The sequence below is a fragment of the Acidovorax sp. IB03 genome (assembly GCF_016406015.1).
Lineage (GTDB): Bacteria > Pseudomonadota > Gammaproteobacteria > Burkholderiales > Burkholderiaceae_C > Acidovorax > Acidovorax temperans.
Genome location: NZ_JAEFCH010000036.1, coordinates 1 through 23507, shown reverse-complemented (window position 1 = coordinate 23507; position 23507 = coordinate 1). Strand labels below are relative to the sequence as shown.

Here is a 23507-nt window from a genome sequence, read left to right as displayed (position 1 = left end):
CAACTTGGAGCGGGAAAAGAGTCTCGAACTCTCGACCTCAACCTTGGCAAGGTTGCGCTCTACCAACTGAGCTATTCCCGCATTTTGCATCAACACTTCAGTGCATCAGCAAGAATTAAATTATAACACAATTTTTGAATTTCTGCGAAATTTCAAAAATTTTTCCAACTCTCTGAAGTAACTCAAGTCACTTCAGCAAGTCAGCCGCATCCTGGAGGCGCGGTCCGGAGTCGAACCGGACTAACCGGATTTGCAATCCGGGGCATAACCGCTTTGCTACCGCGCCAGAAACCACTGCCTTGGCAAAAAAGGGAAGCTGATGCTTCCCTTTTTTGGAATTTGGAGCGGGAAAAGAGTCTCGAACTCTCGACCTCAACCTTGGCAAGGTTGCGCTCTACCAACTGAGCTATTCCCGCATTTATCGAAGCCTTACATTCTACAACGTTTGCTGCGATGGGATGAATTGTAGCGCATTTTTTGGAGGTTTTCGAAAAAAACTTCAGTGCTTCAAAGAATCGTTACTGACTGCCGGAGAAGTTTTGTCTGCCGTCACTGCAGTAACTGCAGCCTCCTCGTCTGACAAGGGGACAGGCTTGCGCTCCAGCGCCACCTCAAGAACCTTATCAATCCACTTCACAGGAATGATCTCGAGTCCGCTTTTCACATTCTCGGGAATCTCCTGCAGATCCTTGACGTTCTCTTCCGGGATCAACACGGTCTTGATGCCGCCACGCAAGGCCGCCAGCAATTTTTCCTTCAACCCGCCAATCGCCGTAACTTCACCGCGCAAGGTGATCTCACCCGTCATGGCAACATCTCCACGAACAGGAATGCCTGTGAGGGCGGAGACAAATGCAGTGGTCATTGCAGCACCTGCGCTCGGGCCATCCTTCGGCGTGGCGCCATCCGGCACGTGGATATGAATGTCCCGTTTTTCAAACACTTCATCCTTGATGCCCAGCAGCCGGGCACGGCTGCGCACAACCGTTCGCGCAGCCTCCACGGATTCCTTCATCACATCACCCAGTGATCCTGTGCGAGTAATGACACCCTTGCCTGGCATGGTCGCAGCTTCGATGGTGAGCAGGTCGCCACCCACCTCGGTCCAGGCCAATCCGACCACTTGGCCGATCTGGTTTTGCTGCTCAGCTCGCCCGTAGGTGTACTTGCGCACACCCAGGTAATCGGGCAGGTTGTCTTCCGTGACCACCACCTGGGGCGTGAGCTTTTTCAGCTGCAAGCCCTTCACCACCTTGCGGCAGATCTTGGACAACTCCCGCTCCAACGACCGCACACCCGCCTCACGGGTGTAGTAGCGAACCATGTCGCGCACCGCAGCTTCGGTAATCAACAACTCTTCGTCCTTGACTCCGTTGTTCTTCAGCTGCTTGGGCAACAAATAGCGCATGGCAATGTTGGTCTTCTCGTCCTCGGTGTATCCCGACAAGCGAATCACTTCCATCCGGTCCAGCAGTGCAGGAGGAATGTTCATCGAGTTGGACGTCGCCACAAACATCACGTCGCTCAGGTCGAAGTCAACCTCTACGTAATGGTCGCCAAATGTGTGGTTCTGCTCAGGGTCCAACACCTCCAGCAGTGCGCTGGATGGATCGCCTCGGAAATCAGTGCCAAGCTTGTCAATCTCATCCAAAAGGAACAGCGGATTGCGCGTTCCCACCTTGGACAAGCTTTGGAGCACCTTCCCAGGCAAAGCCCCGATGTAGGTGCGCCGGTGCCCGCGAATTTCGGCTTCGTCCCGCATACCGCCCAGCGCCATGCGTACGTACTTGCGCCCAGTGGCTTTGGCAATCGACTGTCCGAGCGAAGTCTTGCCCACCCCTGGAGGCCCCACCAGACACAGAATAGGCGCCTTGACCTTGTCGACGCGTTGCTGCACAGCAAGGTATTCAAGGATGCGGTCTTTGACTTTATCGAGACCAAAGTGGTCTTCGTTCAAGACACCTTCGGCGTTGACCAAATCATGCTTGATCTTGGTCTTTTTAGCCCAAGGCAAAGCTGTCAACACATCGATGTAATTGCGCACGACCGATGCCTCAGCAGACATGGGAGACATCAGCTTGAGCTTTTTCAATTCAGCTTCTGCCTTCTTGCGAGCCTCGGCAGGCATCTTGGCGAGCTTGATCTTCTTCTCAATCTCTTCGATGTCCGCGCCGTCGTCGCCCTCACCCAATTCTTTCTGGATGGCTTTGACCTGCTCATTCAGATAGAAGTCGCGCTGGTTCTTCTCCATCTGGCGCTTCACGCGCCCACGGATTTTCTTGTCAACGTTCAGGATGTCGACTTCACGATCAAGCTGCTCGAACAGATTCTCAAGGCGAGCCTTCACATCGGAGAGGTCCAGTACCACCTGCTTGTTCTCAAGCTTCAGAGGCAGATGGGCCGCAATGGTGTCGGCCAAACGGCCCGGATCATCGATGCTGGCGATCGACGTCAAAATCTCGGGTGGGATCTTTTTGTTCAGTTTGACGTATTGGTCAAACTGCTGCATCACTGCTCGACGCAAAGCCTCAATTTCACTCGACTTGGCTTCGTCAGCAGCAGGGGCAACTGGCGTCACCGTAGCGTTGAAATGGGTTTCTGCATCCTCTATGGAGGAGACCAAGGCACGCTGCTGGCCTTCCACCAGCACCTTGACGGTGCCGTCGGGAAGTTTGAGCATCTGCAAGATGGTCGAGACACAGCCGACATCAAACATATCAGACACCGAAGGCTCGTCTTTGGCGGCTGCCTTCTGGGCGACCAACATAATGCGCCGCTCGGCTTCCATGGCCAACTCCAACGCCTTGATGCTTTTGGGTCTTCCCACAAAGAGGGGGATAACCATATGGGGGAACACCACCACATCACGCAAGGGCAACAGTGGAAGGTCAAGGGGGGTGGCTGGGAGGGGGGTATGTCCGGACATGGAAATCCTCAGTTAACTCTGTGGAATATGGTCCACATATGGGGATTTTCAACCCTTGCACGCAGCCGCACCGGCGCAAGGGTTGATAAAAGAAAGGGCTGCAGGGTGCACGCCCGTACCGGGTATCTCAGGCCTTCTTGGCCGCTTCGCGGTACACGAGAAGCGGCGGCTTGTTTTCTTCGATGGTTGCCTCGTCAACAACCACTTTTTCAACATTGCTGGTGTTGGGCAAGTCAAACATGGTGCCAATGAGCGATTGCTCCAGAATGGATCGCAAACCGCGCGCTCCCGTCTTGCGCGCCAACGCTTTGCGCGCGATCGCCTTCAAGGCCGCTGGGCGAATCTCCAACTCCACACCTTCCATGGAGAGGAGCTTGCTGTACTGTTTGACGAGCGCGTTCTTGGGCTCTGTCAGGATCTGCACCAGCGCGTCTTCGCTCAACTCGGCCAGCGCCGTCACCACCGGCATACGGCCTACCAGCTCAGGGATGATGCCAAACTTGATCAGGTCTTCAGGTTCGATCTCCTGGAAGACATCCGTCAGCGACCGCTGCTTCTTGCTGCGCACTGCCGCACCAAAACCGATACCAGACGCTTCGGTACGGTTTTCGATGACCTTCTCCAAGCCGGCAAAAGCGCCACCGCAAATGAACAAGATGTTAGTCGTGTCGATCTGCAAGAAATCCTGGTTGGGATGCTTACGGCCGCCCTGGGGAGGCACGCTCGCCATGGTTCCTTCGATCAGCTTGAGCAATGCCTGCTGGACGCCTTCACCAGACACGTCACGGGTGATGGAGGGGTTGTCAGATTTGCGAGAAATCTTGTCGATCTCATCGATGTAAACGATGCCACGCTGGGCACGCTCCACATCGTAATTGCAGCTTTGCAGAAGCTTCTGCACGATGTTTTCTACGTCCTCGCCCACGTAGCCAGCCTCGGTCAGCGTGGTGGCATCGGCCATGACAAAAGGCACATCCAGCATGCGCGCGAGTGTCTGGGCCAGCAAAGTCTTGCCAGAGCCCGTGGGGCCAATCAGCAAGATATTGCTCTTCGAGAGCTCAACATCGTCCTTATGCGCCTTGTCCTTGTGACGCAAACGCTTGTAATGGTTGTACACGGCCACAGCAAGCGTTCGCTTGGCTACGTCTTGACCGATCACATAGTTGTCGAGATTATTTTTGATCTCTGCCGGGGTAGGCAAATCGCTGCGGGCTTCTTTGGACAACTCGCCCACAGGCAACTCATCACGGATGATTTCATTGCAAAGGTCAATGCACTCATCACAGATAAAGACCGAAGGACCAGCGATCAGCTTTTTGACTTCGTGCTGGCTTTTACCGCAGAAGGAGCAGTAAAGGGTTTTTTCGCTGGAGGAGCCTTTTTTCTCGGCCATGGAGCAATGCCTTGTTACGGAAAGTTGTCGGGATGATAACCAAATAAAAACGGCGTCTTCCCCAAGGGAAAACGCCGCCCAGTGTGCTACCGGGTTCAGGCGCGCGTGCTGATCACCTGATCCACCAAGCCGTAATCCTTGGCTTCATCGGCAGACAGGAAATAGTCGCGCTCCGTGTCGCGCTGGATCTTCTCCAGCGGCTGGCCTGTGCGTTCGGCCAGGATTTTGTTCAGTTGCTCACGGGTCTTGAGAATCTCACGGGCGTGGATCTCAATTTCGGTGGCCTGCCCCTGCATGCCGCCCAGAGGCTGGTGGATCATGACCTTGGAGTTGGGCAGTGCAAAGCGTTTGCCTTTGGCGCCTGCTGCCAACAAAAAGGCGCCCATGCTGGCAGCCATGCCGGTGCACAGCGTTGACACATCGGGCTTGATGAAGTTCATCGTGTCGAAAATCGCCATGCCCGCGCTGACGGAACCGCCAGGCGAGTTGATGTAGAACGAAATGTCCTTGTCAGGATTTTCGCTCTCAAGGAACAGCAACTGGGCCACTACCAGATTGGCAGTCTGGTCGTTGACAGGCCCCACCAAGAAAATCACGCGCTCCTTGAGCAGGCGCGAGTAAATGTCATACGACCGTTCACCACGGCCAGACTGCTCGATGACCATGGGGATCATGCCCAGGCCTTGTGTTTCCAATGCGCTCATGTTTTCTCCAGTCAAGCAGGTACTGTACCCAGAAATGAATTGGGGCCTGTGCGCAAAAGCACAAGCCCCTTGGTTGGCATTACTGCCAGCTCAATTCCGTAGGAAATGGCCAGCAGCAGGGCTTCAGCCCTGGCCCATCAACTCGTCGAACGACACGGCCTTTTCAACCACCTTGGCCTTGCTCAGCACGAACTCGGTCACGTTGTTTTCGATCACCACGGCTTCCACTTCTGCCAGACGCTGGCGGTCACCGAAGTACCAGCGCACCACGTCTTCAGGCTTCTCGTAGCTGGCAGCCAGCTCGTCGATGTAGGCCTTCAGTTGCTCAGGCTTGGCTTGCAGTTCATTGGCACGCACCAGCTCAGCAACAACCAGGCCCAAGCGCACACGGCGCTCAGCCTGGGGACGGAACACGTCTTCAGGGATTTCTGCCTTATCAGCATCCTTGATGCCGCGTTGCTTGAGTTCAGCGCGGGCACCTTCCATCAGGCGGGCGATTTCGGCTTGCACGCTGGCGTTGGGCAGATCCAGCTCAGCCTTGGCCACCAGGGCGTCCATCACGGCTTGCTTGTTGCGAGCCAGCAGGCGGAACTTGACTTCACGCTCGAGGTTCTTCTTGATGTCTGCGCGCAGACCTTCGACGGAACCGTCAGCAATGCCCAGAGACTTTGCCAGGGCGTCGTTCACTTCAGGCAGGTGAGCAGCTTCAATCTTTTTGACGGTGACCAGGAAATCAGCAGTCTTGCCAGCCACTTCCTTGCCGTGGTAATCGGCAGGGAAAGCCAGCGGGAAAGTCTTGCTTTCACCGGCCTTCATGCCGCGCACAGCGTCTTCAAACTCCTTGAGCATCTGGCCTTCGCCCACCAGGAACTGGAAGCCTTCTGCCTTGCCGCCCTCAAAGGGTTCGCCGTCGATCTTGCCTTCGAAGTCCACCGCCACGCGGTCACCGTCTTGGGCTGCTGCGTCCAGCGCGCGCTGGGCGAAGCTGCGGCGCTGCTTGCGCAGGATGTCGATGGTCTTGTCGATAGCGGCATCGGTCACTTCGGCCGACAGCTTTTCCACTTCGGCATCAGACAGATCGGCGATCTTGACTTCAGGGAACACTTCGAAAACGGCGTCGAAAGTGACTTGACCTTCAGGAGCGCCTTCTTTTTCCGTGATACGGGGCTGACCCGCCACACGCAGCTTGGCTTCGTTGGCGGCCACGGCAAAAGCCTCGCCCACCTTGTCATTCAGCACTTCGTACTGAACCGAGTAGCCATAGCGCTGAGCCACCACATTCATGGGCACCTTGCCAGGACGGAAACCGTCCATCTTGACCGTGCGGGCCAAGCGCTTCAGGCGCGAGTCCACTTCAGCCTGAATCAAGGTAACGGGCACGCTGAGCGTGATCTTGCGCTCGAGCTTTTCAAGGGTTTCAACAGTAACGGCCATGGCTATTCCTCTTATGAATGTGGATCGTGCTGGCTGCAGCGCAGCAGCGCCGTGTTCCGCAAAGTCTCACATGGATGGTGCGCGGGGGGGGACTCGAACCCCCACACCATTGCTGGCGTCAGGACCTAAACCTGGTGCGTCTACCAATTTCGCCACCCGCGCGGTTCTACAAACAAACAGGCGGCAAGCACGGCTCGCCGCCTGTGTGAAATCGGTCAACCTTCTATTTTACCCTGATGTGCGGGACGGCTGACCGAAACCTTTCTTCAAAGTACTTCAGGAGCCGGGCGACGCACCCTGAACCACGCTGCGTACATCGCTGGCAAAGCCAGCAAAGTGAGCACGGTAGCAACCACCAAGCCCCCCATGATGGCCACGGCCATAGGGCCCCAGAAGACGCTGCGCGACAAGGGAATCATGGCCAGCACCGCCGCCGCGGCAGTGAGCACGATGGGGCGCAGACGGCGCACAGCCGACTCCACAATCGCATCCCACGCAGGCACGCCGCGTGCACGGTCTTGCTCGATCTGGTCGATGAGGATCACCGAATTGCGCTGGATCATGCCCATGAGGGCAATCACCCCCAGCAACGCCACAAAGCCAAACGGACGGTTCAACAGCAGCAACGCACCAGCCACCCCGGCCAGCCCCAGCGGGCCGGTCAGGAAGACGAGCATCGCGCGACTGAAGCTGTGCAGTTGCAGCATCAACAGCGTGAAGGTAATGAACAGCATGATCGGAATGCCTGCCGCAATCGACGCAGACCCCTTGGAGCTTTCCTCCACGGCACCGGCCACTTCAATGCGATAGCCGCCCTGCCCTGCCGCATGCCAGCGGGCTTCGATCTCGCGCAGGCCGGGCAGCAGAGCGGCCGTCACCGTGGCGCCCTGCATGCCTTCGGTCACATCCCCCTGCACCGTGATAGCGTAGTCGCGGTTCTCGCGCCACATCACACCGGGCTCCCAGGTGAACACAGGCTTGGCAATTTGCGTGAGCGGGATGGACTTGCCCGAGGCCGTGGGCAGATAAGCGCTACCAATATCGGTAATGGCGTTGCGCTCGTCCAGCGGCTGGCGCAGCACGATGTCGATGAGCTTGTCACCCTCGCGGAACTGCCCGATCTGCGAGCCGGCCAGCATGATCTTGGCGGCCTGGGCGATGGACTGGCTGCTGACCCCCAGCGCACGCGCCTTGTCCTGGTCCACCTCCATGCGCAGCACTTTCACGGACTCGTTCCAGTTGTCGTTCACGCCGCGCATGTCGGGGCTGGCGCGCAGTGCAGCCTTCACCTCGTCAGCACGCTCACGCAGCACCACCGGGTCGGGACCCATCACGCGGAACTGAACGGGGTAGGCCACGGGCGGGCCGTTGGGCAGCAACTTCACGCGCCCGCGCACTTCAGGAAATTCCTGTGCCAGCAGCGTGGGCAGCTTGATGCGCAGCGATTCACGCACCGCCAGGTCCTTGGGCAAGACGATGAACTGCGACACGTTGGTTTGCGGCAGCACCTGGTCCAGCGGCAGATAGAAACGCGGCACACCCGAACCCACCCAGGTGGTCACGGAATTCACGCCGGCTTCGGTCAGCAGACGCTGCTCCACCCGCTTGGTGACCTCTTCGTTGCCCGCAAACGATGTGCCTTCAGGGAACCAGACTTCCACCATGATTTCGAGACGGCTGGAATCCGGGAAAAACTGCTGCTGCACCTTGCCCATGCCCACAATACCCAGGGCAAAGGTCAGGGCCGTGAGGCCAATGGTGATCCAGCGGTGCTGCACGCACCAATCCACCAGCCGCCGAAAGGCGGTGTAGAACGGGCTGTCAAACACCTCGTGCGGGTCGTCGGTAATGCCCTTGTTGGCCTGGGCGGCCTGCACATGGGGCGGCACCTTGAGCAGCAGCGTGCCCAGGTAAGGCACGAAGTACACCGACACCACCCATGACAGCACCAGCGAAATCACCGTCACGGCAAAAATCGCGAAGGTGTATTCACCCGTCATCGACTTGGCAATGCCAATCGGCAAAAAGCCTGCAGCCGTGATCAACGTACCCGTCAGCATGGGCATGGCTGTCAGCTCATAGGCAAAGGTGGCGGCGCGCACCTTGTCGTAGCCCTCTTCCAGCTTCAGCACCATCATTTCGACGGCGATGATGGCGTCGTCCACCAGCAGGCCCAGCGCAATGATGAGCGAGCCCAGCGAAATCTTGTGCAGGCCAATGCCCCAGTACCACATGGCCAAAAAGGTCACGGCCAGCACCATGGGAATGGTGATGCACACCACCAGGCCGGGCCGGGGGTCGATGTACCAGCGCTTCCACAGCGGGTGGTTGCCAGGGCGCTTGTGCAGGCCCAGGCTGATGAAGCTCACGGCCAGAACGATGACCACGGCTTCGATCAGCACCTTCACAAATTCGTTGACCGACGTGGACACGGCCTTGGGCTGGTCTTGCACATTGACCAGCTTGACGCCCGCTGGCAACGAGTTGCCGATGCGCTGCGTGGCCTGTTCCAGCGCCTTGCCCAGGGCAATGATGTCGCCGCCCTTGGCCATCGAGATACCCAGCGCAATCACCTCACGCCCCTGGTGGCGCACCTTCACGGTGGCCGGGTCTACGTAGCCACGCTTGACCTCGGCAATATCGCCCAGGCGGAACTGCGCACCCGACGGGCCGCGAATCGGCATGGCCCGCAGGTCTTCAATGGCGTTGAACTGGCCGCCCACACGCACCTGCACCTGGTCCAGCGGGGTCTGCACAGCCCCGGCCGATTCCACGGCGTTTTGCTGGCCCAGTTGGGCCAGCACCTGGTTGAAATCCAGCCCCAGCTGCGACAGGCGCTTTTGCGAGATTTCGACAAACAGCTTTTCGTCCTGCACGCCGAACTGCTCGACCTTGGCCACATCGCGCACCCGCAGCAGTTGCTGGCGCACATCGTCGGCAAAGGTCTTCAGCTCTGCGTAGCTGAAGCCTTCGGACTCCAGCGCGTAGATCACGCCATACACATCGCCGAACTCATCGTTGAAGAACGGCCCCTGCACGCCGGTGGGCAGCGTGTAGCGCATGTCGCCCACCTTCTTGCGCACCGTGTACCAGATGTTGGCCACCTCGCTCGGGCGCGATGAATCCTTGATCTGGAAGATGATCTGCGACTCGCCTGGCTTGGAGTAGCTGCGGATCTTGTCGGCGTAAGGCACTTCCTGCAGCGTGCGCTCGATCTTGTCGGTCACCTGCTCGGCCACCTGTTGCGCCGTGGCGCCAGGCCAGTAGGTGCGGACCACCATCACCCGGAAGGTGAAAGGCGGGTCTTCGTCCTGCCCCAGCTGGAAATAGGCCGCGAAGCCCAGCAGCATCAGCACGACCATCAGGTAGCGCGTGAGCGCCGGGTGGTCGAGCGCCCACTTGGAGAGGTTGAACCCCTCTTTTGGTTGGTTCTGGCTCATGGTGTACCTTACTTCGCAGCGGGCTGGGATGCACCGTTTGCTACTGAATCAGTAGCTGCTGGCGCTTGATTCACGGGCGCTACAGCCGTTTTTGACTGATATACCGTTACCTTCTGCCCTGGTGAGAGCACATGCACCCCGGTGGCCACCACCTGCATGCCAGGCGTGAGGCCGGAGGCCACCACCGCATCGTTGCCATCAGCGGTGGCAATCTGGATGACCTGGGACTTGATGGTGCTGGTGGCTGGGTCATACACCCACACCGCGGTGGACTGCCCTTCCTGGCGCAAGGCCGTGGTGGGCAGCTTGATGGCGGGGGTGCCGGCATGGCTCAGCGCCTTGGGGGTGACGTACACAGTGGAGCCCAAAGCCGGCGCTTCGGCGCGATCGATGGCCACCTTGACCTGGAAGGTGCGGGTGGCAGCGTCGGCACTGGCGGCCACTTCGCGCACCTTGCCCGTCAACGTCTTGCCATTGGCCCAGCCACGCACGGCCACTTCCTGGCCGGGGGCCATGGCGGCCACCTTGTCCTCGGGCACGGCAAACACCACATCACGGGCCCCGTCCTGGGCGATGCGCACCACGGGCGCACCTGCCGCCACCACCTGGCCTGGCTCAGCATCAATGCCGGTCACCACGCCAGCCGCATCGGCCACCAGCCGCGTGTAGGCGGCCTGGTTGCCTTGCGAGGCCAGTTGCGCCTTGGCTTGGTCCAGCGTGGCTTGCGCGGTCTTCAGGGCGGTGTCGCGCCGCTCCAGCTCGGCACCGCTGATGAAATTCTGGTCTTTCAGCGCTGCGTAGCGCTTGTAGTCGGCCGCTGCCAAGTCGCGCTGGGTGGTGGCTGCTGCCAACTGCGCGCGGGCAGCCTCCGCCGCCAACTGGTAGTCCTTGGGGTCCAGCTGCGCCAGCACATCGCCAGCCTTCACGCGCTGGCCCAGTTCGGCCTGGCGCTGCACGATCTTGCCGCCCACGCGAAAGCCCAGGCGGGATTCCACCCTGGCACGCACCTCACCCGCATATTCGAGCTGCGACTCCAACGCCCCCACACCCACCGTCATCAATTTGACGGCACGCACGGGCTCCTGCGGCGGCGCAGGCCGCGAACAAGCGGCCATCAGCGCCACTGCGCCCAGAAGCATGAGATACCTGTGAAACCCGTGAAATGGCCGCGAAGCGGAAGGTGTACGCATGGAAAATCCAGTGATGAAAAATGGTGCGACCGGGCGGTGCAAGGTGGACTGCCCCTTGCTCTGCGCCCAGGCCAAAGCCGATGGGCCCCTCCCCCGGCAAATCACGCGATAGGGCACGACAACACAGTCGTGCGCGCCACAGCGATGCACCGGCGCGGCAGGCGCAACCGGGAACCACCCCTTGATTCGGGGCTGCAAAAGCGGTGATTTGTTCAAGAGAGAGACCGCGAACCGGCCCTGGTCAGACAGTGCCGAAACAGCTACTGACTGACCGGTTAGTAATCTATGAGAAGGCCCGGGCATTGTCAAGCGACAATCCACGCCGCCATGAATCCTGAAAATCGCTCTTCCCCTGCCCCTTCTGCGACCCCTTTGGCCGCCCCAGCGGCCCAGGCCGCAGCGGCAGTCACGCACTACGAGAATTTTCCGGTGGCGTCACTGCTGTGCCCGCCCCGCCTGCGCCCACCCATTCGGGCCATCTACGCTTTTGCACGCACCGCCGACGACATTGCTGACGAAGGCGACGCCCCGCCAGCGCAGCGCCTGCAAGACCTGGCAGCGTTCGAGGCCGACTTGCAAGCTGTCGCCCGGGGGCACGCACCATCGGAGCGTTGGGAGACGGTGTTTCTTCCGCTGCGCGCCATGATCGAACAGCACCAGCTGCCTGTGAACCTGCTGGCCGACCTGCTCAGCGCCTTCGCCCAAGACGTGGAAAAGACGCGTGACGCCGAGGGCTACGCCGACCGGGCAGAGCTGCTGGACTACTGCCGCCGCTCTGCCAACCCGGTAGGCCGCTTGCTGCTGCACCTGTATGGCGTGAGCGATGCCCAGGCACTGCAGCAAAGCGACGCCATCTGCACAGCCTTGCAGCTGGCCAATTTCTGGCAGGACTTGAGCGTGGACATTCCGCGCGGCCGCCACTACCTGCCCCGCGCCGACTGCGCAGCCTACGGCGCCTGCCAGGCCGAGCTGCTGGCACGCCAGACCACGCCGCAGAATGCGCGGCTGATTCAAGACAGCGCCGACTGGGCACGGGCCCTGATGGTGCAAGGCGCACCCCTGGTACACCGCCTGCCCGGGCGCATGGGGTGGGACCTGCGCCTGGTGGTGCAAGGCGGCCTGCGCATTCTGGACAAGGTGGACGCCCTTCAAGGCGGCAGCCTGCACACCCGCCCCCGCCTGCATGCCCCGGACTGGATCGTGATGCTGGCCCGCGCCGTGGCAATGTAAGAAAGATTTATGCCCCACAACGGGCGCTAACCCGCCGGCTTCAAGCGCCCGAAAAATTCAAGTCAAATCATGCTCTAGCGCTTTATCCAAAAGCGCCAGCAGCTACATTTTTAATAGCATCATTGATGATTGGCAGACAACCCAGCACGCCAGCCACCCTGGCCCGCCTTGCCGCCACCGGCATGAGGGGCAGGGATTCCGCGCGTGCGGCGGCAGCACGGCGCCGCTAGCCTTGGCAGGATCACAACCCGAACCACGGCCTCGCACCACCATGTCCGTCAGCGTCTTCGACCTTTTCAAAATTGGCATCGGCCCCTCCAGCTCCCACACCGTGGGCCCCATGATTGCGGCGCGGCAGTTCTCATGCCACCTGCAAGCCACCGTGGGGCTGGCGGCAGTGCACCATGTGGTGGCCGAGCTGTTTGGATCGCTGTCCGCCACGGGCATCGGGCATGGCACCGACACCGCTGTGCTGCTGGGCCTGGCAGGCCACGAGCCTGACACCATCGACCCCGACCAGATCGCGCCCACCGTGGCCCAGATTCGCAGCAGCCAACGCCTGCCGCTGCTGGGCGAACACAGCATTCCCTGGATCGACAAGGAACACATGCTGCTGCGGCGCAAAAGCCTGCCCCGCCACCCCAACGGCCTGTGTTTTCGTGCCTTTGACGCGCAGGGCCAGGAAATCGCCGTGCGCGAGTACTACTCGATTGGCGGCGGCTTTGTAGTGGACGAGCAAGGCCAGCGCGTGACCAACCCCGGCGCAGCAGCTGCTTCCGGCAGCCAGGGCCATGGCCAGGGGCTGCCCTACCCTTACAGCACCGGGGCCGAGCTGCTGGCGCAGTGCCGCGCCACGGGCTTGAGCATGGCCCAGGTCACTGCCGCCAACGAGCAGCACTGGCACAGCGCCGACGAAGTGCAACGCCAGCTGCTGCGCATCTGGCAGACCATGGCTGGGGCCGTGCAACGCGGCTGCGCGGCCACTGGCACTCTGCCCGGCCCCATGCATGTGCGCCGCCGCGCGGCCGAACTGCACCGCAACCTGAGCAGCCACCCCGAGGCCGCGCTGCGCGACCCGCTATCGATGCTGGACTGGGTGAACCTGTACGCCATGGCGGTGAACGAGGAAAACGCGGCGGGCGGCCGCGTGGTCACAGCACCCACCAACGGTGCCGCCGGGGTCATCCCCGCAGTGCTGCACTACTACGTGCGGTTCCTGCCCGGTGCGAACGATGCGGGCATTGCCACCTTTTTGCTCACTGCGGGCGCCATCGGCATCATTTACAAGGTCAACGCATCGCTTTCGGGTGCCGAGGTGGGCTGCCAGGGCGAGGTGGGCGTGGCCTGCTCCATGGCCGCGGGTGCCCTCGCCGCTGTGATGGGCGGCACGCCCGAGCAGGTGGAAAACGCCGCAGAAATCGGCATGGAGCACAACCTGGGCATGACCTGCGACCCCGTGGGTGGGTTGGTGCAAATTCCCTGCATCGAGCGCAACGCCATGGGCGCCATCAAAGCAATCAACGCCGCCCGCATGGCCCTGCGCGGCGATGGCCAGCATGTGGTGTCGCTCGACAAGGTCATCAAAACCATGATGCAGACCGGCGCCGACATGAAGAGCAAATACAAGGAGACCTCGCGCGGCGGGCTGGCGGTGAATGTGGTGGAATGCTGAAGCAGCACCAGGCAAGTTGGCACGCTAACGGCCGTGGCGCAAGCCCCATCGGAGAGATGGATGCTGCGATGCACAGCTGGCACATCGCTTAGAGCGGCTAACAAAACTCAGCGAAGCGGTTCTGGCTAGGCGCCGCGTCGCAGGCAGTACGCGTAGTACGACAAGACGCGGCAACGACGCCAGAAGAGTTTTGTTAGCCGCTCTTATTGCATCGTTTCGCCGCTCCAGCGTGCGAGTGACAGAGCGCCCTTTGAAAATCACAGGCTCATCCCCAGGGGCCGGGCAAAGCTCCCTGGCGCGCAGATTCTCGGGCGCGGGCCACACAGCGCGTGGGACAATCGCGCCCCATGACTCCGGAACAGTACGTCCAACAAAAAGCGGTTGCCTCGGGCAGCAGCTTCTATTACGCCTTCTTGTTCCTGCCCGCGCCCCGGCGCGCAGCGATTACCGCGTTCTATGCGTTTTGCCGCGAAGTGGATGACGTGGTGGACGAAGTGTCTGACCCCGGCGTGGCCCGCACCAAACTGGCCTGGTGGCAGGCCGAAGTGGCCAAGGCTTTTGGCGGCCAGCCCACGCACCCGGTGATGCAGGCGCTGATGCCGCACACCGCCGACTACGGCATTGAGCAGCGCCACCTGCAGGCGGTGATAGATGGCTGCCAGATGGACCTGGAGCAAACCCGCTACCTCGACTTTGCAGGCCTCAAGGGCTATTGCCACCTGGTGGCGGGCATTGTGGGCGAGGTGGCTGCGCGCATTTTTGGCCAGACCGACGAGCGCACCACCCAATACGCACACACGCTGGGGCTGGCGTTTCAGCTCACCAACATCATCCGCGACGTGGGTGAAGACGCCATGCTGGGCCGCATTTACCTTCCCGTCAGCGAGTTGCAGCAGTTTGATGTGAAGGCGCACGAGATTCTGAAGCGCACGTATTCCGACCGTTTCACCGCCCTCATGCGCTTTCAGGCCGAGCGAGCGCACCGCCTGTACGACGAGGCGCTGGCCCTATTGCCCGACGCAGACCGCCGCGCCCAAAAGCCTGGGCTCATGATGGCCAGCATCTACCGCACCCTGCTGCGCGAAATCGAACACGACAACTTCCAGGTGCTGCACCAGCGCATTCGCCTCACGCCCTTGCGCAAGTTCTGGCTGGCATGGAAGGTACAGGCCCTGGGGCGCATGTGATGCGCGTCGCGGTGGTGGGCGCCGGCTGGGCCGGCATGGCGGCAGCGGTGGCGTTGACGCAGGCAGGCCACCACGTCACGGTGATGGAAGCCGCTCGCACCCTGGGTGGGCGGGCACGGGCACTGCACACCGTGGATGCAGCGGGCCAGCCCCTCGTACTGGACAACGGGCAACACATCCTGATTGGTGCCTACACCGAAACCCTGCGTTTGATGCGCACGGTGGGCGTGGACGTGCCCAGCGCCATGCTGCGCCTCCCCCTGACCTTGACCTACGCCGACCGCAGAGGCCTGGAACTGCCCAACCTGCCGCCCCCCTGGGATGCGCTGGTGGGCGTGGCGCGGGCACGCGGCTGGAGTTGGACCGACAAAGTCGCGTTGCTGCGCACTTGCGCCAGCTGGCAGCTCAAGGGCTTCCGGTGCGATGCGCGCTGGTCGGTAGCGCAGCTGTGCGAGCGCCTGCCGCAGCGCCTGCTGCAAGAGTTCATCGAGCCCCTGTGCGTATCGGCACTCAACACCCCCGCGCACGAGGCCAGCGCGGAAGTGTTCTTGCGCGTGTTGCGCGACAGCCTGTTCAGCGGGCGCGGTGGCTCGAACCTGCTGCTGCCGCGCACCGACCTGGGGGCGCTGTTCCCGGATACCGCTGCGCAGTGGCTGCAAGCCCAGGGAGCGGCGCTGCACACGGGGCAACGCGTGGCAGGCCTGGCGCGCACCCCTGACGGCTGGGACGTGGACGGCACACGCTTTGACTCGGTGGTGCTGGCCACCCACAGCACGGAAGCCGCCCGCCTGGTGCAAGCGGCCCACGGCAGCCTTTCCCAAACCGAACAAGGCGAAGCCGCCGAGTGGATCCATGTAACCCAAGCACTGCGGTTCACATCCATCGGTACGGTGTACGCACAGGCCTCTGCCACCAGCCTCCCGAATGGGTCTGGGCACACTGAGGAAAGTCGCCATACCCTGAACCAGGCAATGCTGGCCTTGCGCCCAGGCCCCGAGCAACCCGCACAGTTTGTGTTCGACCGCGGGCACCTGGGGGGGCCTGCCGGTTTGCTGGCCTTTGTGGTCAGCGTCAGTGAGCAAGACCGTGCCACGCTTGAGGATCAGGTTGTGCGCCAGGCCCAGGAACAGCTGGGCCTCAAAACCCTGCGCCCCCTCCAGACCGTGGTGGAAAAACGCGCAACCTTTGCCTGTACCCCAAGCCTGCGCCGTCCTGGAAATCGCGTGCTCTCAGGCCTGTGGGCCGCAGGCGACTACACGGAAGGCCCCTACCCAGCCACGCTGGAAGGCGCTATCCGCAGCGGCCTGCACGCAGCGCAGCAAATCACAGGCCTGCGCCACTGAAAACGACCCGCTTGGCGGGCAAATTCTGGCGCGGTCGCCAGCAGTCCAGCCGACCAGAGCAACCTTGATACGCCTCAAAAATCGTCGATCTGGATCCCGAACGGGGCCATCTACCGGGAAGGCGCAGCCGCTTTATCAGTAACTATCCGCTACTGAACAATAAAATCGGTATTAATGCGTTTTTTCGCCTACCCCGCAGTCTCCTCACCCCGAACGGTACCCGCAGTTTCCCTGCCAGCCGCCTCGGCCGCACTGTGGGCCAAGCCCGCTGGGCTTGCGACAAAGCCCTGCCACAAACGAGCCTTCTTAGCCCTCATCCGTTCACGGTCAGGATGCACCCGATGAAAACGTTCTGGATGCACTGGAGGGTGACGGGCGCATTGGCCGCGGTACTCGTTGCCTGTGGCGCTTACTGGTGGCTTTTGCTCGCGCAACAGCAAGAGCAAACCACCTTTGCGGAGACACAGACCGAACTGCGTGCCACGCACATTGCGCGCACCCTTGCGGCCCAAATGGAAACATTGATGGGCGGGCTGGAATACCTGGCGCGCAGTCTGGCCGTTCTGCACGAACACGACCCGCAGCACACCTTTCAGTTGGCAGCGACCGACGCCCTTGCGTCGTTCCCGCCGGGCAGTATTTTGCAAATCGCGGTGACAGACTCCAGTGGACGCATCGTGTATTCGTCGCTGTCGCCCGACAGCGCAACGCTGGGCACATCGATCGGAGACCGTCCCCACTTCCAGGCCCACACCTTGGAGACGGAAAAGCGCCTCTACATTAGCCGCCCCACACTGGGCCGGGTGTCGGGGCAGTGGTCGGTGCAAGTGTCTTACCCTATCAGCCAAGGCAACCGCTTTGGCGGCGTGGTGGTGCTTTCCATCAACCCGGACTACCTGTCCAATAACCTGCGCGATGTATTCACCCAGGGCAACGACGCAGCACTGCTGCTGCGTGCTGATGGGGCGTATCTCGCGCGCTCCCACGGTCAAAAGGAGGTAATGGCCCTGAACGTACCCGCAGACCGCGAATTTATGCGCTACCCAGAGCGCACCAGTGGGCGATACCAAGTTGCCGCGCCTATTGAAGATGTGCACCGGTTCTACGCCTGGCAGCGACTCGCGCACTATCCCTTGGCGTCAGCGTCGGGCTCAGCCGCGACCAGGCCATGGCGGGAACGTACCAATCCGTGCGCGACAGCCGCCTGCGCAATGCCGTGGGAACGCTGGCGTTTGTGCTGGCGGCGTGCTGGATTGCGCTGCTCTTCCAGCGTCAAAAGCAGGACCGTGAACGGCTGGAGCGCCAAAGGCAACGTTACCGACTGGCACTGGAAGGCGGCAAGCTGGGCACATGGAATTGGAGCCCGCCTGCGGGAGATTTCTTTTTTGACCGCCGCTGGGTCCGTCTGCTGGGGTTGCCAAAGGAAGCCTACCACCCCAACCCTGAGCAACTCCAAGCGTTGATCCACCCTGAGGATTGGCCAGCCTGGTGTGATGCCCTCGACGCTCACGTTCGCGGGGACTCCGAATTCTTCGAGGCAGAGCCCCGGCTGCGCCACCAGGACGGCCATTGGATCTGGATGCAGGTGCGTGGACGCATCGTGCGCCGCGCGGGTAAGCCGCCTTCGCAACGCATCACCGGCACTTATGTCGACGTCACGCAGCGGCACGAGATCGACGCGGCGCGCCAGGAACTGCAGCAACGCCTGGCCAAACTGCTGGTGCAGGTTCCTGGCACGGTGTACCAATTCAGGTTGCGGCCTGACGGAAGCAGTTGCTTTCCGTATGCGAGCCCTGTTATTGCCGACATCTACGGCATCACCCCAGAGCTGGCGCAGACGGATTCCCGCCAGGCATTTGCCAGTGCCCATCCTGAGGATCTTGAAGCATTGCGCTCCAGCATCTTGGAGTCAGCCAGCAGGCTGGAACTGTGGAGCCACGAATGGCGCCAAGTGCTGCCCAACGGCCAAACCCGGTGGTTGGCCGGCCAGGCCAAGCCTGAGCGCGAAGCTGATGGGTCTACGTTGTGGCATGGATACATCCACGACGTGACTGAACAACACTCCGTGATGGAAGCACTGCGCCGCAGCGAAGCGCGGCTGCGCCTGACCATGGTGGCCGTGCAGGACGGCCTTTGGGAATGGGACACCCGCACGGGCATCATCGAGATGGACAAGCGCTGCCACCAGATGCTGGGCTACGAAGTGCTTTCTCAAAAGCTAGACTTTCAAACGTGGCAAGAGCATGTGCACCCTGATGACCGCCACCGGGTGCTCACCACGCTGCAACGCCAGATTGCCCTGGGCGAGCCCTTCGACCTGGAAACACGCCTGCTCACCCAGCAAGGCACATGGCGATGGATGGAAATCCGAGGGCAAGTTGCGCCGGACGACACAGAAATTGCCGGGCTGGTCATCGGCACCCAGACCGACATCACCCCCCGCAAGCAGGAAACACACCTTCGGCAAGCACTGCTCGAAAATGCCGCAGCGGCCCTCCTCATCTCCACCCCCGAGCGCATCATTGCGCTGGCCAACCACAGAGCCGTGGAGACCTTCTCGCAGGACGGACTGCCCCTGCAAGGCAAAAGCCTGAGCGTCCTGCACCGGCACGAAGCAGCGTTCACGCAACTTCTACCGTACGTGGATGCCGTGCGGGAGCAAGGTGGCGTGGAGGTGGAATACCTCATGCGCACTGCCACAGGCGCCCTTCGCTGGTTTTCGATCAGAGGCACCCCCCTGGATCCGCAGCAGCCAGAGGGCGACGTGATTTGGACCCTGGTGGACACCACCGAGCGGCGCGAGACCGAAGAGGCCTTGGCAACAGCCCAGGCGCACTTGATGGAGGTGATTCGGCACTTCCCTGGAGGGGTGCTGGTACAAAACCAAGTTGGCACCGCCGTGGTGCTGAACCAGGCCCTGTGTGATCTTTTTGGCGTCAGCACGCCCTCAGAAGAGCTGGTGGGTTGTGATCGAAACAAGTTGCGTGCCATGGTTCCGTCCGAGGTTTTGGATGCGCTGCCCCCCACAGAGCAGCTGTACACCATGGGTAACAACGCGACTTACGAAGTGGCACTGGCACAAGGCACCACCGTGCGGATCGACATGGTGCAGATACGCACCGCCCGAGGCGATGACCTGGGCAGGTTGTGGCTGGCGCAAGACATCACCGAGCGCCGCCGCCGCGAGCGTACGCTGGAGCGGCTGGCCACCACCGACACCCTGACGGGCCTGACCAACCGGCGCGCTTTCATGGCCCGCCTCGAAGCCGAGATCACTCATATCGCCCACGGTGCGCCTCCCGCGGCCTTCCTGATGCTGGACCTGGACCACTTCAAGCGCGTCAATGACACCTGGGGACACGCCACGGGCGACAAGGTATTGGTTCATCTGGCCAACTTGTTGCGCGGGAATCTGCTGCGCAAGGAAGACATGGCTGGGCGACTGGGTGGCGAGGAGTTTGCGGTGCTGTTGCCCAACACCACGGTGGAGCAAGGCCACGCCATCGCCGAGCGTCTGCGCATCGCTTTGGAGCAAAGCACCATCGCAAGCGATGACGGCCAGACCATCCGAGTCACCATGAGCGTGGGCTTGTGTCCGGTCTTGCCAGACTCGGCCTCGACCTTGGCCAGTTCCGACGCGGCGCTCTACCAAGCCAAGAACACCGGACGCAACCGGGTCGTGCGGGCAGGCACCCCAGAGGCCTGACCGCGCACTGTGAAGACCTGGGCTGCTGCGTAGCAAGGGCAACAAATACAAGCCTGAGTCAGTGCGACCACGCCACACTGACAGCATTCCGAAAGCTGTCACTCGGCACGATGCTTCAAGGCAACCAGGCCTACGAATCACTGACCAGAACGAGGAGACATCGCCATGTTTGAACTTCCCCCCACCTTCAACCCTGCACGCCGCCACCTGCTCAGCGCAGGTTCAGCGCTGGCCCTGGGCGGGCTTTTGCCTGCGGGCGCAGCGGCCCAGGCCGCCTGGCCCAGCAAATCGGTGCGTTTTGTGGTGCCGTTTGCACCGGGGGGCAGCTCAGAAATCGTGGCGCGCTCCACGGCCGCCGAACTGTCCAAGACCCTGGGTCAAAGCGTTTTTGTGGACAACAAGCCAGGGGCCGCTGGCAACATCGCGATGTCGGAAGTGGCACGCGCCGAAGACCAGCACACCTTGATCCTGGGGCACATCGGCACGCTGGCGGTCAATCCCTTCATCTTCGACAAGCTGCCCTACGATGCCAACAAGGACTTCAAGCCTGTGAGCCTGTTGGCCAAGGTGCCCAGCCTGTATGTGGTGCACCCCGATGTGCCGGTCAAGAACCTCAAGGAATTCATCGCCTACGCCAAGAAAAGCCCCGGCAGGTTCAGCTACGGCTCGGCCGGCAATGGCAGCGCGGGGCACCTGGCGTTTGAATACCTCAAGATGACTGCCGACCTGTTCCTGTTGCACGTGCCCTACCGTGGCACCGGCCCCATGATGACCGACCTGCTCTCGGGCCGCCTTGAGGCCTCAGCCGTGGGTGCAGCCGCGATGCTGCCTTTCATCAAGTCGGGCAAGGTGCGCTGCATTGCCACCGGCTCGGCCAAGCGCCTGCCGCAATTGCCCGACGTGCCCACCGTGGCCGAGCAAGGCTTTCCTGGCTTTGAAATGACCCAGTGGTACGGCATGCTCGCCCCGGCCAACATGCCCGCAGCCAACCTCGAAAAGCTCTCGGTCGAAACCATGAAGGCCGTCAAAGCCCCCGCCTCGCTGGAACGGCTCAACGCCGACGCAGCCGAGGCCATTGGGGGTACGCCTGCGCACTTTGCCCAGTTCATCGCCGCAGAGCAGGAACGCTGGAAGAAGGTATTGCTGCGCGCCAAGGTCAAGCCCGACTGAGCACTCCACAGACTGCCCCTATCCATCATTCAGGCCTGCACCGCAGGCTTGAATGGCTGTGGACGTTGCCGAGCCTACCCTCAGGCCGTCTATCCCGCATTAGCATCGCCCCATCATGCGCATCCTTTTGGCAGAAGACGAACACAGCCTGGGAACCTGGCTCAGCCGGGCTCTGGAGCACGCCGGCATCCAGGTCGAATGGGTCAGCGACGGACTGATGGCCGATCGGGCCCTGCAACATGCCGACCACGACGCCTTGGTGCTGGACTTGGGCCTGCCGGGGCTGGACGGCCATGGCGTGTTGCAACGGCTGCGCGAACGCGACCAACGCCTTCCCGCGCTGATTCTGACGGCGCGTGATTCGCTGGACGAGCGGGTGCGCCTGCTCAACGCTGGCGCAGACGACTTTCTGGCCAAACCTTTCGAGCTGGCGGAGCTGGAGGCACGCCTGCACGCCCTGGTGCGACGCGCACGGGGCAACGAACACCCCCGGCTGGCCTGCGGCTCGCTGGTTTATGACGGCCAGCGCAAGCAGTTCACACTGCAAGGCGCGCCACTGGCCTTGTCCCCGCGCGAACTGGCAGTGCTGCGGGTGCTGGTGCAACGCAGCGGCGAGCCCTTTTCCAAACAGCAAATACTGGATCGGGTGTTCTCTGACGACGAAGACGTTCACCCCGAAGCAGTGGAAGTGTTTGTGCACCGGCTGCGCAAGCGTCTGGAAGGCAGCGACGTACGCATCACCACCCTGCGCGGGTTGGGCTACGCACTGGAGTGCAATTGATGGCGCTGTGGCGCAGCACATGGCCATCCACGCTCTCCGGCCTGCGCCTGTGGCAGCGCCTGGCCATCGTGCTGCTGCCCCTGCTGGTGCTGGTGACGGCGCTGGAACTCTGGATGACACGGCACGATGCGCTGGAGGCAGCCAACGCGGCGTATGACCGCTCGCTGGTGGGGGCGCTCAAGGCCATCGACGCGGGCATCTCCACCGCATCGGGCGGGCTCACGGCCGAGCTGCCCTACAGCATGCTGGAGTTCTTTGAGCTGACAGCCAGCGGATCGGTGTACTTCCGGGTAGCGACGTCCGATGCGTTGGTAGAGCTGGGCAATGCCGATCTGCCCTTACCGCCCCGCCCGCTGGAGCCAGGTGTTCCGCGTTTTTACGACGCCCGGTATTTTGGAGAGTCCTTGCGCTTGGTGGCTTACCAGCGCCCCATTTCGGCAGATGCGAGTCTGAACGGAACCAGCCTGGAGCAGTCGAATACCAGCGTCATCGTGCAAGTGGGTGAAAGCACCCAATCGCGCCGCGATTTCACTCTCCGCTTTGTGCGCCGCGCAGCCCTGCGGGATGGACTGATACTGGTGCTGATGGTGCTAGGTGCTGCCGGAACCCTGGCGCTGGCCTTGCGCCCGCTGGCACGTTTGGCGCAAGGCGTGCAAGACCGCAGCCCGGAAGATATGACGCCTATCCCGCCACAGGATCTGCCCGCAGACATCCGCCCCCTGGTGTCCGCCGTCAACCAGCACATGACGCGCAACCAGGCGCTCATCACGCAGCAAAGAGAATTTCTGGACGACGCATCGCACCAGTTGCGCACCCACCTGACCACTTTGCAGATGCAGGTGGACTATGCACGGCGAGAGCCGAACAGCGGCCTGGTGCAGCAGACACTGCAAGCCCTGGGAACCGAAATTTCCCGCGCCACCCGCAGCACGCAGCAATTGCTAGCCCTGGGGCGCAGCGACACAGCCGCCCTGGATTTCGCGCCCCTGGACTTGTCCAGCCTGCTGCGCACGGTCGCTCTCGAACTGCTACCCCAGGCACGCGCCAAGCAGATCGACTTTGGCATTCAGCCGCCTGCCCCGTCGCATGCCATGGCCGTTGCCGATGCCCACCTGATGCACGAAGCGCTGACCAATCTGGCAGCCAACGCCATTGCCTACACCCCATCAGGGGGCACTGTCACGCTGGCAGCAGCCGGGGACGAGCTGGGCTGGAGCCTGAGCGTGGAAGACAACGGCCCCGGACTGACCGAGCAGGAACATGCCACCCTGGGCCTAATGCCAGTCAGTTAAGCCCGCAGGCGGCTTGATCCAGTAAAAAGGGGACGTGTT

The 23507-nt window shown here is 61.7% G+C and carries 15 protein-coding genes and 4 tRNA genes; 9 read left to right on the top strand and 10 right to left on the bottom strand.

Translation table 11 applies throughout. From position 1 onward, the window contains the following. Positions 1-5: 5 nt before the first annotated feature. The 10 genes from IHV84_RS16425 to IHV84_RS16380 all read right to left on the bottom strand — a co-directional run bounded on the left by IHV84_RS16425 (position 6) and on the right by IHV84_RS16380 (position 11087). Positions 6-81, bottom strand: a tRNA-Gly gene (locus IHV84_RS16425). A 131-nt stretch (positions 82-212) separates the two neighbouring features. Then, a tRNA-Cys gene (locus IHV84_RS16420) sits at positions 213-286 on the bottom strand. 54 nt (positions 287-340) lie between these two features. Further along, positions 341-416 (bottom strand) — tRNA-Gly (locus tag IHV84_RS16415). Between the two features lie 83 nt (positions 417-499). Further along, a complete protein-coding gene (lon, locus tag IHV84_RS16410) occupies positions 500-2926 on the bottom strand; it encodes an endopeptidase La (protein ID WP_044402539.1) in 2427 nt (808 codons plus the stop codon). 127 nt (positions 2927-3053) lie between these two features. Beyond that, on the bottom strand, positions 3054-4319 hold the full coding sequence (gene clpX, locus IHV84_RS16405) for an ATP-dependent Clp protease ATP-binding subunit ClpX (RefSeq protein WP_066695023.1): 1266 nt from the start codon (positions 4317-4319) through the stop codon (positions 3054-3056). 95 nt (positions 4320-4414) lie between these two features. Further along, on the bottom strand, positions 4415-5023 hold the full coding sequence (gene clpP / locus IHV84_RS16400; RefSeq protein ID WP_304503641.1) for an ATP-dependent Clp endopeptidase proteolytic subunit ClpP: 609 nt from the start codon (positions 5021-5023) through the stop codon (positions 4415-4417). Positions 5024-5146: 123 nt separating this feature from the next. Further along, on the bottom strand, positions 5147-6457 hold the full coding sequence (tig, locus tag IHV84_RS16395; protein ID WP_198847653.1) for a trigger factor: 1311 nt from the start codon (positions 6455-6457) through the stop codon (positions 5147-5149). A gap of 75 nt (positions 6458-6532) precedes the next feature. After that, positions 6533-6619, bottom strand: a tRNA-Leu gene (locus IHV84_RS16390). A 104-nt stretch (positions 6620-6723) separates the two neighbouring features. Then, positions 6724-9897: an efflux RND transporter permease subunit gene (locus IHV84_RS16385; protein ID WP_198847652.1), complete on the bottom strand. Its 3174-nt coding sequence runs from the start codon at positions 9895-9897 to the stop codon at positions 6724-6726. Positions 9898-9905: 8 nt separating this feature from the next. Beyond that, positions 9906-11087, bottom strand: a complete 1182-nt coding sequence (locus IHV84_RS16380) for an efflux RND transporter periplasmic adaptor subunit (protein WP_198847651.1) — start codon at positions 11085-11087, stop codon at positions 9906-9908. A gap of 327 nt (positions 11088-11414) precedes the next feature. Between IHV84_RS16380 and hpnC the strand changes: the two genes are divergently transcribed. The 9 genes from hpnC to IHV84_RS16340 all read left to right on the top strand — a co-directional run bounded on the left by hpnC (position 11415) and on the right by IHV84_RS16340 (position 23468). After that, a complete protein-coding gene (gene hpnC, locus IHV84_RS16375) occupies positions 11415-12317 on the top strand; it encodes a squalene synthase HpnC (RefSeq protein WP_198847650.1) in 903 nt (300 codons plus the stop codon). 271 nt (positions 12318-12588) lie between these two features. Further along, complete coding sequence (locus IHV84_RS16370; RefSeq protein WP_198847649.1) at positions 12589-13989, top strand: L-serine ammonia-lyase; 1401 nt, start codon at positions 12589-12591, stop codon at positions 13987-13989. A gap of 347 nt (positions 13990-14336) precedes the next feature. Continuing rightward, positions 14337-15176, top strand: a complete 840-nt coding sequence (gene hpnD, locus IHV84_RS16365) for a presqualene diphosphate synthase HpnD (protein ID WP_198847648.1) — start codon at positions 14337-14339, stop codon at positions 15174-15176. Further along, the gene (hpnE, locus tag IHV84_RS16360) at positions 15176-16519 is read left to right on the top strand and encodes a hydroxysqualene dehydroxylase HpnE (RefSeq protein WP_198847668.1); all 1344 of its coding nucleotides are present in this window, start codon (positions 15176-15178) and stop codon (positions 16517-16519) included. The genes hpnD and hpnE overlap by 1 nt, the downstream gene beginning before the upstream one ends. 254 nt (positions 16520-16773) lie before the next feature. After that, positions 16774-17982 carry a cache domain-containing protein gene (locus tag IHV84_RS20510; protein WP_370541310.1) on the top strand — a complete coding sequence of 403 codons (1209 nt, stop codon included), beginning with the start codon at positions 16774-16776 and terminating at the stop codon, positions 17980-17982. Continuing rightward, entirely contained in the window at positions 17934-20225 is a 2292-nt protein-coding gene (locus tag IHV84_RS16355; RefSeq protein WP_233100076.1) for a PAS domain-containing protein, read from the top strand. Before IHV84_RS20510 ends, IHV84_RS16355 begins: the two co-directional genes overlap by 49 nt. A 165-nt stretch (positions 20226-20390) precedes the next feature. Then, positions 20391-21395 (top strand): tripartite tricarboxylate transporter substrate binding protein, encoded by a 1005-nt coding sequence (locus tag IHV84_RS16350; RefSeq protein WP_198847646.1) that lies wholly within the window; start codon positions 20391-20393, stop codon positions 21393-21395. 115 nt (positions 21396-21510) lie between these two features. After that, positions 21511-22176, top strand: a complete 666-nt coding sequence (locus tag IHV84_RS16345) for a response regulator (RefSeq protein ID WP_066690211.1) — start codon at positions 21511-21513, stop codon at positions 22174-22176. Then, the gene (locus tag IHV84_RS16340; RefSeq protein ID WP_198847645.1) at positions 22176-23468 is read left to right on the top strand and encodes a sensor histidine kinase; all 1293 of its coding nucleotides are present in this window, start codon (positions 22176-22178) and stop codon (positions 23466-23468) included. The genes IHV84_RS16345 and IHV84_RS16340 overlap by 1 nt, the downstream gene beginning before the upstream one ends. Positions 23469-23507 lie beyond the last annotated feature (39 nt).

What these genes read in the sequence shown, in the direction of transcription:
- lon (WP_044402539.1), bottom strand. Translation starts at nt 2,926, where the DNA reads ATGTCCGGACATACCCCCCTCCCAGCCACCCCCCTTGACCTTCCACTG.
- clpX (WP_066695023.1), bottom strand. Translation starts at nt 4,319, where the DNA reads ATGGCCGAGAAAAAAGGCTCCTCCAGCGAAAAAACCCTTTACTGCTCC.
- clpP (WP_304503641.1), bottom strand. Translation starts at nt 5,023, where the DNA reads ATGAGCGCATTGGAAACACAAGGCCTGGGCATGATCCCCATGGTCATC.
- tig (WP_198847653.1), bottom strand. Translation starts at nt 6,457, where the DNA reads ATGGCCGTTACTGTTGAAACCCTTGAAAAGCTCGAGCGCAAGATCACG.
- IHV84_RS16385 (WP_198847652.1), bottom strand. Translation starts at nt 9,897, where the DNA reads ATGAGCCAGAACCAACCAAAAGAGGGGTTCAACCTCTCCAAGTGGGCG.
- IHV84_RS16380 (WP_198847651.1), bottom strand. Translation starts at nt 11,087, where the DNA reads ATGCGTACACCTTCCGCTTCGCGGCCATTTCACGGGTTTCACAGGTAT.
- hpnC (WP_198847650.1), top strand. Translation starts at nt 11,415, where the DNA reads ATGAATCCTGAAAATCGCTCTTCCCCTGCCCCTTCTGCGACCCCTTTG.
- IHV84_RS16370 (WP_198847649.1), top strand. Translation starts at nt 12,589, where the DNA reads ATGTCCGTCAGCGTCTTCGACCTTTTCAAAATTGGCATCGGCCCCTCC.
- hpnD (WP_198847648.1), top strand. Translation starts at nt 14,337, where the DNA reads ATGACTCCGGAACAGTACGTCCAACAAAAAGCGGTTGCCTCGGGCAGC.
- hpnE (WP_198847668.1), top strand. Translation starts at nt 15,176, where the DNA reads ATGCGCGTCGCGGTGGTGGGCGCCGGCTGGGCCGGCATGGCGGCAGCG.
- IHV84_RS16350 (WP_198847646.1), top strand. Translation starts at nt 20,391, where the DNA reads ATGTTTGAACTTCCCCCCACCTTCAACCCTGCACGCCGCCACCTGCTC.
- IHV84_RS16345 (WP_066690211.1), top strand. Translation starts at nt 21,511, where the DNA reads ATGCGCATCCTTTTGGCAGAAGACGAACACAGCCTGGGAACCTGGCTC.
- IHV84_RS16340 (WP_198847645.1), top strand. Translation starts at nt 22,176, where the DNA reads ATGGCGCTGTGGCGCAGCACATGGCCATCCACGCTCTCCGGCCTGCGC.